Raw genomic sequence first — 16,478 nt, forward strand, 5'->3', positions numbered from 1 at the left:
GGTCGGCGGAGATGGGTTGGTATACGTCGTGACCGCCGGGAACGGTCCGCCGGCGGTCACGACGCAGGCGTGGTGTGAGCTTCGCGGAGTTCAGCTCTGGGCGGTGAGATCGAAACCGATGTACTCGGCGGCGTCCTCCGGGCTGGCGAACAGGAAGGTCCGATCGTCGAGGTGCACCATCCGCCCGTAGTGGGTCGAACTGATCTCCTCGAAGATCGATCCGTCGAAGTCCTGGCCGAGTGCGTCGGTCAGCTCGTCGTAGTCGAACTCGAGCCGGTTCACCCCGTCCACGCGGATCATCGACGGATACTCGGTGAGTTCGACCCCGTCCTTCGAGCCCATGACGTCGGCGACGACCCGGCCGATCGGGGTGTTCATCAGCGTCACGCCGCACATGTTGGAGAACTCGGTCTCCGCGCCGAATTGCATGGTCACTTGGTCAACTCCTCGGGGATGGCGACATCGATGGATGTCAGCAGGTCGGTGAACTTGGCGGTCGCCGCGTCCAGGCTGGTGGCGAAGGTGATCGACTTGTCGGCCGGCTGGGACCAGATCGGTTGCAGCGCACGGGCCGCCTCGAGACACCGGGGCACCCACACGGCGAGCCACTGGGCGAACAGCTCCTTGTTCTGGTCGCCGAATTCCTCGTCGCGCGTGAGGATTCGGAACAGGCTCCGCGTGTAGGCCAGGTCGCGGTCGTAGTCGTGCTCACCGGTGCCGACGATGGTGGGGGTGATGTAGTCGCCGTTGCGGGCGGCGACCTGCATGACCAGCTCCGACCGGAAGAGCGAGCCGACGAGCTGCTCGAAGACGATGTTGGTGGCGAAGAGGAGCTCGCACCAGTCGCCGACCGCCGTCAGCCGTTCGACGACCTCGCGGGTCGGCTGCCACTCCGGTGCCGCCTGCCACACATCCTTGTGTGCCTCGCCGTCGAATTCGCCTTCGGCCTCGGACAGGTCGAGGTTGAACAGTGCGAGATCCTGCGCGAAGCGCATCTTGTGTGCGGCGTTCACCGCCACGGCGGTGTTGATCATGTTGGTCGGTCCGGACCGCTGGATGGAGGTGAACACATGCAGCGCCAACCCGTTCTCGGCATGCATCCAGGCACCCAGGTTGCGCTCGATGAACTTGAGCCACGGGGAATTCCAGGAGTCGTATGCGCGTGCCCGCTTGGCGTTCTGCAGACACAGGTCGACCTGGTGGACGACCGCTGAGTTGTTCCGGTAGATCGTCTGGTCCCACTCCTCGTTCGGGTCGAGGAAGGCGTGCCAGTTGCTCGACTTCGCCGTCGTCCACTCCTGCGGGTAGCCGCCGGGACCGTTGCCGAAGCCGTAGATCCAGCCCTGACTCAGGTGCCGTTCGGGATCGGGCTGTACGTCGACGGTGACGTCCTCGTACATCGTCGCGCGCTTCTTGGCCGGCTGGTAGTAGCTGTACTTGCGGCTCTTGGAACTCGGGAAGTCCTTGGCGCCGGCCTCGGCGTCGGTGAACTCGATGGACGGGAAACTGCGTTCCCGCTGGTTGGGTTTGGGTGCGGTGGGTGCGGACATACTGCGCGCTCCTCGGGGTGTCGGCGGGCTGTCGAAGGTCTGGGTGGGCTAGTCGAATGCCGGGCTGGTGAAACTGTCGTAGAAGATCTGGTCACGGGGCACCGAATGTTGTTCGGCGAGAGCCAACGCCGCGTCGACCATGGGCGGTGGTCCGCAGAAGTACACCTCCGTTCGGGACAGGTCGGATTCGCATCCGTTGACGATGTCGGTGACGTTGCCCTCGGCCACCGAGACGCCTTCGGGAGCGTCGGCGGCGGACTCGGACAAGCATGCGGTGAAGCTGAAGTCGGTGATCTTCTCACCGAGAGAGGCGATCTCGTCGAGACAGAAGAGATCTGCCGCGGTGCGGGCGCCGTAGTAGAAGCGCACCGGACGTTGGATTCCGGCTTCGCTGATGTGCCGGAGGAGGGACAGCAGCGGTGCCATCCCGGCGCCGCCGCCGATGCAGACGAGCGGCAGCACGTGCCCGTTGCGGAGGGTGCACGACCCGTACGGGCCGTTGACCATGATCTCGGTGCCCGGTTCGAGTCCGTTCTCGAGCATGCCGGCGAACACTCCGCCCGGGTACTTCTTGATGAGGAACTCGAGTTTGTCGGGGGTGGATTGGGTGGTGGCGATCGAGAACGACCGCTTCTCCTGCGTTCCGGGGATCGAGAGGTCCACGTACTGGCCGGGTTTGAACTCGAAGGTCGCCGGCTCCACGACGTCCAGACGGAGGGACACGATGTCCTTGGTCATCGGCTCGACCGCCGCGACGCGGGTCCGGACGTCCTGGATCGGTGCGCCGCCGAGCAATTCGTCCTCGTCGAAGTTCAGCAACTCGATGTCGCAGTCGCTGTAGGCGTAGGTGCGGCAGAGCAGGACGTAACCCTCGGCCTCCTCGGCGTCGTTGCACGCGAAGGTCGAGTAGTCGTCCATCTGGACGTCGCCGTCGAGCATGTAGGACTTGCACGCCGAGCACCGGCCCTCCCGGCACCCGTGCATGAGATGGATGCCCTGCCGGAATGCTGCGTCGAGGATGGTCTCGTCCTCGCCCACCTCCATCTCGATGTCGACGGGGGCGAAGTTGATGCGATGTGTGTCGGCCACTGTTTCTCCAGTTCGGACTTCGGGTGCGGGGACCCTTCGTGACGCTCCGCTGCGCTCCGCTCCTCAGGGAGCAGGGGTGACGCTCCCTCCTGCTCCCTGAGGAGGCCGGAGCCTGCGGAGGCCGTCTCGAAGGGTTGTGGCGAGATGAGTCGCCGACCCTTCGTGGCTCGTCGCCAGCGCTCCTCGCACCTCAGGGAGCAGTACTCCTGCGGGACTTTCGGTTTAGGGAGCGGGCGATGGCTTGCGGGACATCTCCCGCTCCCTGAGGAGCGCTCGGAGCTTGCGGAGAGCGCGTTGTCTCCCGCTCCCTGAGGAGCGCTCGTAGCTTGCGGAGAGCGCGTCACGAAGGGTCGGCGCGACTCAGGCCGGGACGGCCCCGTTGGTGTTGGCGCGGTACGCCGCGATGTGGGCGTTCCGTTCCTCGTCGGACATCTCGTTGAGCAGCACGTTCGGGCTGTTGAAGATGTTGCCGCGGACATCGTCGAGCGTCCACATCTTCTTCGGGTCCAGATCGAGGTGCGGCTGCGGGATCAGCGTCTTGCCGTCATCGCGGACGTAACCCAGATCCTGGATGATGTCGGCGAGATCCTTGCCGTGATGCAGTGTCTCCCACTCGCGGAAACCGGTGAGACGACCCATGTTCGGGGTCTCTCGGCCCTCGTACTCGCCCCGGAACGCCACCGCATCGGTCCAGTAGCAGGTCTCCGAGCAGTACGTGCGCCATTGGTTGTCGACCTTCTCGGTGACCATGTCCTCGCGGATGAGGGCAGGCACCATGCAGGTCCAGCACCGGTGCGGGTACTCGTACCCGACCTCTTCGAAGGCGATGGGCTTGTTGCGGCCCGGGTAGGCGAGCCGGTTGTAGTTCTCCCACCACTTGCCGAACTTGTTGTACCAGCCGGGGTACTTGTGCTCGAACCACTCGAAGTCTTTGTCGGTCATGGCGTCGATGCGCCAGTAGTTGACCGGCCAGCCGGTGGCGAAGAAGCGGGCGACCTCGTGCACGTAGTGCTTGTTGGTGATCCGGTTCCACGCCTCCTCGACGAGGTCGTGCGGGATGGTGAGCCCGTACTTCTCCAGCGGCAGAAGGTAACTGCGGTAGTAGTCGTCGTAGATCCAGCGGCGCCACATCTCGGCGTAGCTCTCGCGGTCCTTGCGCCGGTCCTTGGTCCCGTACTCGATGAAGGTGCCGATGGCGGCATCGACGACGCAGTGGTTGTTCCACCATGCGTAGCGCAGGTCGCGCTCGAGCAGGGGACGGTTGCGCTCGTCGGCGAGTGCCATGAGCAGGATCGAGTAGCCGTTGGAGATGTGTCGCGACTCGTCGGACTGGACGGAGTGGAACACGGTCGGCAGCAGGTAGTCGCCGTTGGCGGCGGCCTCGTCGGGCATGGCGACGAAAAGCGTGTTGGTGAACGCTGTTTCGGCGACGACGGTCAGGTAGATGTTGGCCGCGGTGATGGCGTCGCCGGTGATGAAACCCTCGCCGAACTGGCGGCCGATGGTGCCGGCGTAGTTGTTGGCGAACGCCTTCTCGGTGATGTCGAAGCCGGCCGGGTCGATGTAGTTGTTCATGTACAGCTTCTTGAGGTTCATCTGGATCGTCGAGTGACGAACCTCGTCGATCATCTGCACGGCCAGGCCGTTGTGGATCTCGGGGTTGGGGACGGCGTCGATGGCCATCGGCATCGCGCGGGCCGCGGAGATCTCGGGGAACGGGATGATCGACAGGAACAGCTTCTGCCATTCCAGCCAGCGTTCCTGCACCTGGCGGAACATGTTGCCGCGGATGGCGCCGTCCATGGCGCCGTACACGCGGTTGTCCTTTTCTTCCTCCATCGGGAAGTACGACCGCATGATCTGCTTGAGCGGATCCTTCTTGGGGGCCTTCTCGAATGTGTAGTCGGTACCGAACCGGGTGGCCGGGGTAGCGAAGGTGGGCTCCCAGGACAACTCGGTGATCTTCGCATGGGCTTTTGTCAAGCTCTGCCTGCTCAAAGTGCGCCTCCTCGGTGGAGAGCCGGCGGACTGCCGGCCCGCATGGACTGGAGCGACTTCGATACAACCCTGTGACGTGGATTACAAACGTCTCACTGTGAGACGACGACGAACCCGCCGGGTGCAGTGCGCACCGGGCGGGTTCGGAGGGTGGGGGTCTGCTACAGCTCGCCGTCGGCGGCGGCGAACGATCCGGACGGCAACAGCGGGTCGTTGAGACGCTGGGCGTACTGATCGAAGTAGATCCGCGCGATCAGCTCGCGTCTACTGCGGACGCCGGCCTTGTCGAAGATGGATTTCAGGTGGTCCTGGACGGTGTAGGCCGAGACGTGCAGGGCGGTGGCGATGTCTTTGGTCGCCACGCTCTGCAGCACCATCTGGGTGACATCGCGTTCGCGGGCGGTGAGCCCGAACGCCTCGACGACCAGTGGGATGATCTCGGGCGGGCGCGCCTCCTCGATCGTCACCACGACCTCGCCCACCCGGCCGTCGGCCGACGACAGCGGCGATGCGTGGATGACCAGCCACATGCCCGACGCCCCGCGCACCCGAAGACGCGGCGGGACGGACGATTCGCCGGACCCATAGCGTCGCGCGGCACCGATCAGGCCGTAGATGGGGTTCATCACGGCCGCACCGTTCGGACCGGACGCGAGGTCGGCGATGCGTTCCTGGCTGCCGGCGCTCATCTGGACGATCTCGTTGCCGCGGTCGATGATCAGGACCGCCGGGCCGTGACCCGTGGCCGGCGACATGTGCGCGACGCCGCTGTCCTCCGGGCCGGTGCGGGTCGGCCCGCTCGCTCCGCTCCCGGCGCCGGTTGCCACGACACTGCTCAACAACCCCACGCGAACGCCGTAGGCGAGGGTGCGGGAGAGCGAACCGAGGAACGCGACCTCGTCCGCGTCGAACGGTCGGCACCCCGCGCCGCTGCGGAACATCGCGATCCCGGCCCACGCCCGATCTCCGTCCCGCAGCACCAGCCGGGCCTCGTCATGGAAGCAGTACTCGGGAATCATCAACTGCGACATTCGGTTCGACCGCTCGGTGGCGCCCCGGTTGAGCAGGTTGAGCCCGACCGCGTCACGCCTGGCGGCCACCATCTCCCGGTAGGCGGACGGCTCGACCTGCCCGTACTCGAGGAGGCCCCAATCCGGGTCCCGGTGATCCTCGCCGAGGAGCGAACCGTACTTGCGGGCGCTGGTGAGCAGCACGGTGTTGGGGTCGAACGTGCCGATGCAGACCGCGTCGACCGGCACCGCGCGGGTGAGCGAGGCGACGGTTTCGGCGAAGAAGTCGTCGAGACCGAGCCCGGCGTGGGCCACGACCTCGATGTCGCGGCGCACGCGCTCGGCGGTCAGACTCGATGTCATTCGACAATTGTGGGCGTGAGCTGCGCGGATGTCTATCCCACAATAGTGGGGTCAGCCGGTCGGAGGACGCCGGTCGGATCGTGACGCCTGCGGATGGTCTCCAGCCGGGTCCGCTGGTCCGCCGACCACAGTGCGTCGCGCTCGGCCGAGGTCCGTCCGGAGAAGTTCAGCAGGGCTCCGGACGAGTGGGTGGCCAGCGCGTTGTCCACGGCGACGAGATGCTCACCGACCTGGTCGCCCAGGGGGCCCGCGGGCACGCCGATGGCGATGACGGAGAACGCGCCGTCCCGTCCGACGACGGCGTTGGGCACACGCTGCGGCGACCGCAACCGGCCACCGAGGAGTCGGATCTCGACGATCGCCAGCGGGCTCACCACCTGGGGACCGGCGACCGCGAGCAGCGCGTCCACGGCCGACGCCGGGAAACCCTCGAGCAGGCACCCTCGTTCGGCGCTCGGCATCGGCCCGGGCGGGTCCATGTGCACGGCATCGAGTGCGGCGGTCGGCAGGACGTCGATGTTCTCCAGCAGGATGGGTCCGGCGGATCGCATCGGCGCCAGCAGAGCCGCCGCGGTGGCGGGATCCCCGGTGTGCGTGTAGCGCACGTGGACGGCGAGCTGACCCTGTAGGGGCGGGGGCAGATTGGGGTCCGGCGGGAGGCGGAGGATGGCCACCGACGTCCCGGCCTCCTCGGGGAGGGAAGGGGCCCATTCGCGCCATGCGTGCAGGACGTCGCCCGCTGCCGAGCCGGCGAAGAAGATCCCGCCGCCGTAGACCGTGGGCAGATCGAACAGCTCGAACTCGAGTGCGGTGACGATGCCGAAGCCGTCGCGGCCGCCCAGCAGCGCCCAGAACAGGTCCGAGCCCGCGGATGCGTCGACCGTGCGGACGATTCCGTCGGCGGTCACGAGCTCGATCGACCGGACATGGTCGGCGGCGTACCCGAACTGCCGGCCGAGCGGACTCAGGCCGCCACCGAGGGTGTACCCGACGACGCCCACCGATGACGACGAACCGACGAGCCCGGTGAGACCGTGCGGCGCGGTCGCGGCGGCCACATCGCGCCACCGCACACCGGCGCCGACACGTGCGGTCCTGGTGACCGGGTCGACGCTGATCTCGGTCATCCGCGACGTGGTGACCACGACGGTGCCCCGCCCCTCGATGGGGGAACCGTGCCCGGTGGCTCGCGCACTGACGCGCAATCCGTTGGAGCGCGCGTACCGCACGGCGGCGGCGACATCGGCGGCGTTCGTCGCCCCGACGACCACGTCGGCAGCCGGGATCGCCGCGAGATTGAACCCGGACAGTTCGCCGGTATAGCCCTCGTCGGCTGGGATCAGGACGGGGCCGGCGACCGCGGTGAGCAGGGCGTCGAAGTCGGTGGAGTCGAGGGGCTCGGAGGTGATGGACACGATGATTCCTTCGGGGTCGGGACCTGCGGGTGAACAGCGGTGCATGGGATGTGGTGCGCCGGAGTCGGCTGCTCCATGCGACTCAGAGTGGCTGAGTCCCTTTTGTTCCCGCCATCCCTCGAACGCGGGAAATGCGCGCGCCAGACTTCTGGGGCGGTGTGGTCCCAGAAGTCTGGGGGTCGACGCGGTCGGCGGATACCGGCCGCCGCTGGTTGGGTCGGCGTTTGACCCGCCGCTGGTTGAGCCGGTGTTCTGTTCGACCCGCCGCTGGTTGAGCCGGCGTTCGACCCCCCGCTGTTTTGTCGCCGCCCGACCACCCGCTGTTTGTCAGCGCCCGACCCCCGCTGGTTGATCCGGCACCGAGCGAAGCGAGGAGCCGAGTCTCTGAAGACCGACTGGCCGCGGATGCGCCCTGGAGGTGACTCCCCACGAGCTCGAGTGAACACAGAATCACCACTTGTCACCCCGATTCCGAAACGGGTGTGTGACTGAAGTGCATCACTGTTGTCGATCTATGCACAGTCGACGAAATCCACTGCACAGTCAACGATTTGGTGAATCAAAGCTGTGGAAACTCCTCGAAATCGAACGCACGTTCCTGTATCTTGGAGTCATGCCAGAGCTAGCCACTCTCCTCGATCAACTCATCGGGACCAGCCCGCCCGCCGACGACCCCACTGGCAGAGCAACATTCGATGCCTTGAACGTGTTGCGATTGATCCGCAATATCATCGACCACCAGATCGTCACCCACACAGCACAACTCGACGAACTCGGTGTCGCACAGAAGGTCGGCAGCACCACCAAGAAGCTGTTGATCGAGATGGGTCACGCACCCGCCCCGGCCGACCGGATCATGCGAGGCGTCGACGGCTTACCGACGCTGCCCGCTCTGGCTCGTCACGCCGCCGACGGTCGTCTGTCCGCTGAGGTTCTCGATGCGATTGTCCGCGGGATGAATCACATCGAGAAGCGATGCCCAGGTCGACTTTCCGACGACGACAAGGGTTCGTACGAGTTCAAACTCATCGGCCAGGCCCTTTCGGGTTCGACGCCGACAGAGATACGAAAGCACGCCCTCGCGCTCGGCAACACACTCGCGGACGCAGCCGACGCCGGTGTTCCAGCCGCCGACGACTCGTCCCTGAACACGGTCACCGCTCACACCACCGACGCCGGCCGCATCGACATCCGCGCCGACCTCACCCAGACCATCGGCGAGAAATTCCTGGCCATGATCGACGAACGCTCCTGCCCACGACCCGAACCCGACGGCGCCGACGACCGGCGCACCGCCGAACAACGCCGCGCGGATGCGTTCGAGTTGATTCTCGACCAAGCCGCACTGGGCGCCACGATCGACAGCATCGGCAGCCCGCGCACGCAGCTGACGCTGACCATCCCGGCAACGGGCGTGAACCCCGCCGAACTGCCGTGGACCGGATGCGTCAGCCACGCCACCGCAAAACGATTGTCCTGCGACGGATCGCTCACCGAGTTCGTCCTCGACGGCGAAGGCGTTCCGCTGCAGATGGGGCACACCCACCGGTTGTTCCCGACCCACCTACGCAAAGCCGTGATCGTTCGAGACAAATGCTGCGTCAAATGCGGTGCACCACCGTCGCATACGCAAGTCCATCACATCCAGCACTGGGTCGACGGCGGTCCCACCGACCTCGACAACGGCTGCCTGCTCTGCCAACGCTGCCACACCCAGGTCCACCACCACGGCTGGGAGATCGTGATGGGCTTCGACCGGCACCCGTGGCTTGTCCCACCCGCCACCATCGACCCACACCGTCGGCCGTTACCCGCTTACAACCGACGCACCATGCAACTCGACGACGCCGCCTGACCACCGCCGCCAGACAACACTTGGCCAACCACCTACGTCGCGCAGCACCTTCCGCACCCGGCCGCGCCGGGACCGCAGCCGTCCTTTGCCAACTCCATAGTGATGCCCTCTGTACCCCGTTGAGCGATCGGCCCGCACCACCCGCTCCGGGCTACCTCCTTGGCTCAATGCGTCGTCGAGCGCCCTTGGGCGCTGCGACGCGCCGCGGAACGGCTGAAGTGCTCGACCGCGACGGCCAAGGAGCGGACCGACTGCACCGTGGATCGGTGGGGCCGGCATGGCTGGTCACCCAGCTGCCCCGCCGATCACGCGGCCGAGCGTGGTGCCGGTAGGGAACGCCGCGCCATGTCGGCACCGGACCATTGCCCTCGCGATCTCACCGGATAGGACACATGGGTGTTGCGTGAGCGTCACCCAGTGCTGAACGCGCCGCGAGGTCAGTCCGCCAGGGCCCGGTACGTGGCCGTCTCGAAGTCGAGGTATCCGTCGACCGAAGCGGGGTCGAAGAACGGGAAGACCTGCGTCGCCCAGAAGCCGCCGATACGGGTGTGGGGATCGATCCAGAAGTAGAGATTGGCCAGCCCGGCCCACGAGTGGGACCCGGCCGGTCGGCCGGTCGGCGCGTCGGCGTCGTTGACCATGAACGGATACGACCACGATTTCGGCGTGCCGGGGAGGAATTCGACGTCGTGGCTCAACGGAGGGATCACGCCGGGTAACCGCCGAACCGCCAGGTCGCCGATCTGATTGCGCAACGCGACCTCGACGGTGTTCGGCTGCAGGATCTGCTCGCCGCTGTCGGAACGTCCGCCGCGCAACCACATTCGCAGGAACGTCAGATAGTCGGGGACCGTGGACCAGAGGCCCTGTCCGCCCATGTCGATCTCGGGATCGGCGGGCTGTTCCCAACGGTGGTTGGGTACCAGCTCGCCCCGTTTGCGCATGTGCAGGACGGCCCGCCTGTTCCGGGCGTCGTCGGAGAGCGCGAAGCCCGTGTCGGACATGCCGAGTGGTGTGAGGACACGTTCGTCCATCACCTCGCGGAGCCGGCGGCCGGCGACGGCCTCGATGACCTGTCCCGCCCAGTCCACTCCGGAACCGTATTCCCACTGCGTACCGGGATCGAAGAGCAGTGGGGTCCGCAACGATGCGCGGGTCGCCGTGGCAACGGCGGGCACGCCGTGGTCCACAGTCAGTCGACGGTAGGTCTCGTTGAAGAAGTCGTAACCGAAACCGGCCGTGTGCGTGAGCAACTGATGGGTCGTGACATCGGACGCGGCCGGCCGGAGACGCGGCCGGCCGTCGGCGTCGAAGCCCTCGATCACCTGGAGTTCGCCGAGCTCCGGTACGTAGGAGCGCGCCGGTGCGTGCAGGTCGAGGTCCCCGTCCTCGGCGAGCTGCAGCGCGACGGTCGCGGTGACCGCCTTCGTCGCGGAGAACATCGCGAACACCGAGTCGGCGGTCATCGGTCGTGGGTCGTCGAGGGCGCGCACGCCGGCGGCGCCCACAAAGACGGTCTCCTCGTCGGTCGTCACGCCCGCGACCACACCCGGCACCCGTGGATCGCCCTCGGTACGCGCCGCCAGGATCGGGGTCACCTCGTCGGCGAGGCGTTCGGAACGGACTGTGCCCGTGGAGCTCATGTGCTGGTTTCTCCTCATCGAAGTGGGACGTGACCGGCGCCGACGAACGTGCGGAGCCGTTCGATGGCGAGGGTGAGGTCGTCGGTGGATGCGGCGTAGGACAGGCGGACGTATCGGTCCGCGCCCGCGACCCCGAAGTCGTTCCCCGGGGTCATGGCGACGAGGGCTTCGGCGAGCACCCGGTCGCAGAACTCACTCGACGTCAACCCGGTGGAACTGACGTCGAGGTAGACGTAGAACGCGCCGTCGGGGATGACCGGCACCTCGAGACCGATGCCGGCGAGTCCGTCGACGACGAGTTGGCGTCGGCGCGCGAACTCACGGCGGTTGTGTTCGGCGACCGCGAGGGACTCCGGGGTGAAGCAGGCCAGCGCCGCATACTGCGACGGGGTCGGCGGGCATACGTAGAAGTTCTGCGCCAGCCGTTCCAGCACCCCCACGAGCTCGTCGGGGACGATGCACCATCCCAACCGCCACCCCGTCATCCCGAAGTACTTGGAGAAACTGTTGATCACCACCGTCTCCGCGACGCCCGGCGAGTCGGTGGCCAGGACGCTGCGCGGCGGCCGTCCATCCGGGGCGGGGTCGGACAGCCCGAGGTAGATCTCGTCGACGATCGACCATCCGCCACGTGCGGCAGCCAGATCGCACATGGCCACGAGTTCGGCGTAGGGCATCGACGTGCCGGTCGGATTCGAGGGGGTGGCCACGATGACCCCGCGGGTGGCATCCGTCCACGCCTCGTCGACGTCGGCGGTGGTGAGCTGGAACCGGTTGTCGGGGGTGGTCGGCAAGAGCCTGACCTGTGCCCCGAAGGCGTGCGCGAACTGGCGGTTGCACGGATAGGAGGGATCACCGATGAGCACCTCGTCGCCCGGGTCGATCAGCGCCGCGCAGGCCATCAGGAGCGCTGCCGATGCGCCGGCGGTCACCGCAACCCGGGCCGGATCCACCGTCGCCCCGAAGTGGTGGCCGTAGAAGTCCGCGATGGCCTCGCGCAATGCGGGGAGACCGAGGGCGCCGGTGTATGCGAGGGGGTGTCCGGTCGCCTCGCGCGCCGCGGCGAGAACCGCAGGCGGCGGCCCGAAGTCGGGTTCGCCGATGTTCAGCTTCACGACGGGTTGCCCCGCCGCCTCGAGTTCGGCCGCCCGCTTCGCGTACTCCATCGCCTGGAACGGTGCGATCCCGTCGGCGCGTCGGGAGATCCTCATGGGTCACATTGTGCTCGGCGCGGAAATCGTCGTCCGACCCGCACCTCCCGGCGATCGTGGACCCCGCCGGGCAGGATGTGGAGGTGCCCATTCCCGAATTCATCCGCGATCTGCGAAGCCAGGTCGGTCACCGCGAACTCTGGCTGTCCGGCGTCAGCGTCGTCGTCCTCGACGACTCCGGGCGGGTGCTGCTCACCCGGCGCGTCGACAACGGGCAGTGGGCCGTCGTGTCCGGCGTCCTCGAACCGGGGGAGGAGCCGGCGCGGGCCGCCTTGCGCGAGGTGCGGGAGGAGACCGCGGTCACCGCCGAGATCGTGCGGCTGACCAGCATCGACGTCACCCCGCTGATCACCTACCCGAACGGCGACCAGACCCGCTACCTCGACGTCTGCTTCCTCGCGCGGTACGTCGACGGCGATCCGCGGGCGGCCGACGACGAGAACTCCGACGTCGCGTGGTTCGCGCCCGACGCACTGCCCTCCGACCTGACCGACACGTCCGTGCTGCGCATCGAGAAGGCGCTCAGCGGCAACGCCGAGGCATGGTTCGAACGGTAGCGGGTCCGACGGTGGGGGCTCCCTCAGGGAAGTCCCTGAAGTTCGCCCCAGAAGTGCCCTCGACCATCGCTTTTCGGCGTCGACGGGCGCAGACTGGGCGCATGAGCACATCGACGAACACCACCGGCATGACATTCTGGAAAGTCCTGGGCGTCATCGCGGTCGCGCTGATCGCGCTGGCCGTCCTCGGCCCGCTACTCGAGGGACTCTTCTGGATCGCCCTCATCGCACTCGCCCTCTACGGCGGTTACATGTTGTTCCGTTCGAACAAGAAGAGCACCCCGCCGACCACCTACTGACCCCGGCCCGCCGGCCCTATCCGCCGAACAGCAGGTACAAACCGAGGAACGTGTAGAAGACCATCGTCACCATCATGGTGAGCTGCCCGGTCAGCTGATGCTTGCGGGGTAGCAGCCGCAGTGACGCATCGTGTGCCGCGGCGACACCCAGCAGGTGCCCGCCGAGGACGAACGCGACCTTGAGGGTCACGGTGACGGTCGGATGATCCGACATCACATAGACCGGGTGGGCATCGCTGAGCCACAACACATTCCAGCCCCGCCCCAGCGGATCGCCCAGCGCGAGGACGGTCTCCTGGCCCTGCTCGACCAGCGACTGCAGGTAGTGGGCGAGGATGTAACCGATCACGATCGGGACGAGCGAGTGCGCCATCAGGCCCGGCAGGCGGCGCCGGAGATCTGGTTGCACACCACCGACGGCGCGCGCGGCCGTCCAGAACGTCACCGCGACGACGCCGATGAAGACCAGCAGGCCTGCGGTCGAGTAGAGGGTGGCGATCACCTGGCTGTCGCCGGCGCCGTCGGCGACGAGGTCCTGCCACAGTGGGATCGCCGAGAAACTGTCGAATGCGGTGGAGCCGAGCAGGATCGCGAGAACGGTGACAGTCCCCGGGAGCACCGGCAGCGTGGTCAGCGAGTTCATCGGACTCCGTACGATCACGCGCCCCTCGCGGTCCCGGGCGAACGGGGACAGGCGTGATGCGACCGTGCTGTACACCGCGAACGGATCCGCGCGCTCGGTCCAGCGCAACCCGAAGACGACGCCACCGGCGAGGGTGATCACGAGGTAGCAGATCAGCCAGATCCGTACCGACGCCACCGAACCGGGGTCGGGGGAGGCCAGTTCCAGCCAGACGAAGGCGACGAGGCCCAGCGCGGCGGGCCACCACCCCAGCCGTCGCGGATAGTCCGTCAGACCGACGACCCGCGGGCCGGCGATGCCCTGCGCCAGGCGCAGGACGGTCCGGACCGGCGACAGCAGCCGCCACACCGGGCCGAGGAGCGCGGACAGCACGGTCATCCCGACCCAGAGCAGCACGTAGAACGCGCCGGGCAGGGGGTTCTCGTCGGTCTCGGGACCGAAGGCGGCGACGACGAGCCACGCGGTGAGCACCACGGCGAGTCCGCTGATCACACCGCGGACCCAGTGGTTGTCCACGGTTCTCGTCACCCACCTCGGGAGCTCCCGGCCGGCGTCGGGACGTCCGTACCGCGGCGTGCGCCAGGCGAAGGCGATGATCGCGAACGAGATCGTCAACGCCCAGGCACAGCCGATCAACACCGCGGTCAGCGGTACAGGCAGGTACTCCGAACCTCCCAGTCCGTGGGCGAGCAGAGTGTCAGTCGGCCTCGCGGGCGGGGTCATCGGCCTCGTTCCGGGTCGGGGTAGCGGTGGGATCTGGGCGGGTGGGGTGCTCGGCGCCGGTGCCCTCGGTGCCACCCTCGGTCTGGTCCTCGTCGTCCCCGCGCCGACGGTCGAGGACCGCGATCGTGACGATGACGCCCACCAGCAGGAACGCGGGGATCACGGCCGGCAGGGCCAGCACGAGCGGATGCGTCGCGAGGTGGTGGACGGCGGGAGCCGCCGTGGAACCGATCACGGCTGCGGCTGGAGCTCTGGCTCCCGTGCGCCCGAGGTCGCCTCGCGGGCGTTCACCCGGCCGGCCCCCCACGAGAGTGCGGCGATGAGCAGCAGTGAGCACACGAGCACCACCAGGGACGCGGCACCGAACAGCCACGACGGGTAGTCGAAGGTGCGCTCACGCTGCAGGATCGAGATCTCCGCGACGAACGGCTTCGTCGATGTCTGCTGCGCCGGTTCGCCTTCCGCGCCGATCGCGGGATCCGCCGGGAGGTACACCGGTACACCGGCCATGGTGGTCCCGTCCTGCACCCGCAGGATGGTCTTCCACGATCCCGACACCGGCATCGGTTCGGTGGACCGGAATCGGTTGGGGCCCACTCGCTCGAGGCGGTCGATGACGATGCCGCGGTCGTTGTCGATCCCGCCCTGCCAGGACATCAGCGTCACCCATTCGGGGTCGCCGCTGAGTGCGTCGGACGGGTTGAGGAAGACCTCGGCGGTGACGTTCTGCTCGGCGGCCGCGTTGGGGCCCGCGGGGGTCAGGACGATGCGTGCGGTGGTGTCGGCGGGCACCGAGACCCGCAGTCCGTTGGCGACGGCGCCGCCGATCACCAGGACCGAGAGCACGACGGCGGTGACACTGATCCAGCGTCGGGGGAGTCGTTCGCCGACGCTGACGAGGCCGAGCAAGCCGCCGCACACACCGGCGACGACACCCACCGGGATGGCCATGGCCAGCGCCTCGCCCCACATTCCGGTGACCCACGGGAACGGATAGGCCGCGGCGATCCACCACGACTCGATCCAGAGTCCGAGCGTCGCGACGCCCAGACCGGCCACCGCGCCGAAGAGCACCCGGCGTTTGAGGAGGGGGGTCAGCGCGAGCAGTTCGATGACCACGGCCGCGCCCAGGTAGAGCGGGAACACGTTGATCGGTGCGCCCAGGGCCGGCCCGACGACGACGGCGACGACACCACGCAACAGAATCGCGAACACCGCCGCGACGAGGGCCGCGCCCGGCCCCAGGCTGATCCGTGCGGCCACGAGGGCGAATGCGCCGGCACCGGCGATCATCATGGGTTGCAGAACGAGGCGGAACTGCTCGACACCGAAGTCGTACTCGATCTGGAACACCGACATGCCGATGACCAGCCCGCCGAAAGCCAGGCAGCGGACGAGCCACTGACTCCGCCCGTCCTGCGGGGCGTCGGGACCCATGGCGGCCCGCCCCTCGCGGTCCAGGATCACCACTGCGATGAGCGACAGACCCGCGCCGCCGATGAGCATCAGGTGCGTCGGACCCCACAGCGTGACGTCCTGACCGAAGATGCGGTGCCACACGTCGTCGAGCGGGAACCCCAGCAACGCGTAGAAACCGCAGCCGGCCAACAGGATTCCACCGACCGGTGCGTACCAGTGGCGCGTGATCCGGATCGCCGAGCGGCCGGGTTTGTCGAACGGCAGGAACACCGACAGCATGCCGGAGATGAACAGCAGGAACAGGCCCACGAGGATGAAGTAGTGCGCGGGGTTCGCGAGCGGTCCCTCGTCGCGGCCGTCGCCGATGTGCAGGCTCACGTCCCAGAGGAAGCCGAACAGGGCGCAGATGATCGTGCTGGTGAACAGGAAGATCGGCAGGGCTGCCCACGGCGGGCGGTTCACGCGGCGCGCGGCCCACTCGGACAGCGTGGTCAGCCAGGTGATCTTGCGCGTCCGGTGCAGATATCCGATCCAGAGCAGACCGACCGACACGACGGCAGCTACCGCGGACATCAGGAAGACCTGGTCGAGCGCCGCCCCGCCACCTTCGGCGGCGAGATGCAAAGGCGTGACATCGGATGTTGGCATGGTCGAAGTATGCACAACCGCACCCGTGTCCCGGAAGTACATTGCCCAAACCGGT

Annotated in this window: 14 protein-coding genes; 3 read left to right on the forward strand and 11 right to left on the reverse strand. The window is 67.4% G+C overall.

Going from position 1 to position 16,478, the window contains the following annotated elements; genetic code table 11:
* Positions 1 to 90 precede the first annotated feature (90 nt).
* From mimD to CA982_RS20370, 6 genes are all read right to left on the reverse strand, one after another.
* On the reverse strand, positions 91 to 429 hold the full coding sequence (gene mimD / locus CA982_RS20345; RefSeq protein WP_172622110.1) for a propane 2-monooxygenase effector subunit MimD: 339 nt from the start codon (positions 427 to 429) through the stop codon (positions 91 to 93).
* Positions 430 to 431: 2 nt separating this feature from the next.
* Positions 432 to 1,550, reverse strand: a complete 1,119-nt coding sequence (locus tag CA982_RS20350; protein WP_086537063.1) for an aromatic/alkene monooxygenase hydroxylase subunit beta — start codon at positions 1,548 to 1,550, stop codon at positions 432 to 434.
* Between the two features lie 48 nt (positions 1,551 to 1,598).
* The gene (locus CA982_RS20355; RefSeq protein WP_086537064.1) at positions 1,599 to 2,639 is read right to left on the reverse strand and encodes a 2Fe-2S iron-sulfur cluster-binding protein; all 1,041 of its coding nucleotides are present in this window, start codon (positions 2,637 to 2,639) and stop codon (positions 1,599 to 1,601) included.
* A 360-nt stretch (positions 2,640 to 2,999) separates the two neighbouring features.
* Positions 3,000 to 4,637 carry an aromatic/alkene/methane monooxygenase hydroxylase/oxygenase subunit alpha gene (locus CA982_RS20360; protein ID WP_086537065.1) on the reverse strand — a complete coding sequence of 546 codons (1,638 nt, stop codon included), beginning with the start codon at positions 4,635 to 4,637 and terminating at the stop codon, positions 3,000 to 3,002.
* 161 nt (positions 4,638 to 4,798) lie between these two features.
* Positions 4,799 to 6,010: a helix-turn-helix transcriptional regulator gene (locus CA982_RS20365; protein WP_086537066.1), complete on the reverse strand. Its 1,212-nt coding sequence runs from the start codon at positions 6,008 to 6,010 to the stop codon at positions 4,799 to 4,801.
* A gap of 32 nt (positions 6,011 to 6,042) precedes the next feature.
* Positions 6,043 to 7,425 (reverse strand): FAD-binding oxidoreductase, encoded by a 1,383-nt coding sequence (locus CA982_RS20370; RefSeq protein ID WP_086537111.1) that lies wholly within the window; start codon positions 7,423 to 7,425, stop codon positions 6,043 to 6,045.
* A 613-nt stretch (positions 7,426 to 8,038) separates the two neighbouring features.
* On the opposite strand from CA982_RS20370, the gene CA982_RS20375 reads away from it, so the two are divergent.
* The gene (locus CA982_RS20375) at positions 8,039 to 9,280 is read left to right on the forward strand and encodes an HNH endonuclease (protein ID WP_086537067.1); all 1,242 of its coding nucleotides are present in this window, start codon (positions 8,039 to 8,041) and stop codon (positions 9,278 to 9,280) included.
* 437 nt (positions 9,281 to 9,717) lie between these two features.
* Here the strand turns inward: CA982_RS20375 and acmB are convergent, their stop codons facing one another.
* Both acmB and CA982_RS20385 read right to left on the reverse strand, forming a co-directional pair.
* Entirely contained in the window at positions 9,718 to 10,923 is a 1,206-nt protein-coding gene (acmB, locus tag CA982_RS20380) for a methyl acetate hydrolase AcmB (protein WP_086537068.1), read from the reverse strand.
* 14 nt (positions 10,924 to 10,937) lie between these two features.
* Positions 10,938 to 12,134 (reverse strand): pyridoxal phosphate-dependent aminotransferase, encoded by a 1,197-nt coding sequence (locus tag CA982_RS20385; protein WP_086537069.1) that lies wholly within the window; start codon positions 12,132 to 12,134, stop codon positions 10,938 to 10,940.
* 83 nt (positions 12,135 to 12,217) lie between these two features.
* On the opposite strand from CA982_RS20385, the gene CA982_RS20390 reads away from it, so the two are divergent.
* On the forward strand, positions 12,218 to 12,691 hold the full coding sequence (locus CA982_RS20390) for an NUDIX hydrolase (RefSeq protein ID WP_086537112.1): 474 nt from the start codon (positions 12,218 to 12,220) through the stop codon (positions 12,689 to 12,691).
* Positions 12,692 to 12,792: 101 nt separating this feature from the next.
* Complete coding sequence (locus tag CA982_RS20395; RefSeq protein ID WP_086537070.1) at positions 12,793 to 12,990, forward strand: hypothetical protein; 198 nt, start codon at positions 12,793 to 12,795, stop codon at positions 12,988 to 12,990.
* Between the two features lie 16 nt (positions 12,991 to 13,006).
* On the opposite strand, the gene CA982_RS20400 is transcribed toward CA982_RS20395, so the two are convergent.
* The 3 genes from CA982_RS20400 to CA982_RS20410 are packed head-to-tail and all read right to left on the reverse strand — an operon-like array spanning position 13,007 to position 16,423.
* Entirely contained in the window at positions 13,007 to 14,356 is a 1,350-nt protein-coding gene (locus CA982_RS20400; RefSeq protein WP_086537071.1) for a hypothetical protein, read from the reverse strand.
* The gene (locus CA982_RS20405) at positions 14,331 to 14,591 is read right to left on the reverse strand and encodes a hypothetical protein (protein ID WP_086537072.1); all 261 of its coding nucleotides are present in this window, start codon (positions 14,589 to 14,591) and stop codon (positions 14,331 to 14,333) included. Before CA982_RS20405 ends, CA982_RS20400 begins: the two co-directional genes overlap by 26 nt.
* The gene (locus CA982_RS20410; RefSeq protein ID WP_086537073.1) at positions 14,588 to 16,423 is read right to left on the reverse strand and encodes a hypothetical protein; all 1,836 of its coding nucleotides are present in this window, start codon (positions 16,421 to 16,423) and stop codon (positions 14,588 to 14,590) included. The genes CA982_RS20405 and CA982_RS20410 overlap by 4 nt, the downstream gene beginning before the upstream one ends.
* Positions 16,424 to 16,478: the final 55 nt, after the last annotated feature.

Source organism: Gordonia lacunae (genome assembly GCF_002149015.1).
In the GTDB taxonomy this organism is placed as follows: Bacteria; Actinomycetota; Actinomycetes; order Mycobacteriales; family Mycobacteriaceae; genus Gordonia; species Gordonia lacunae.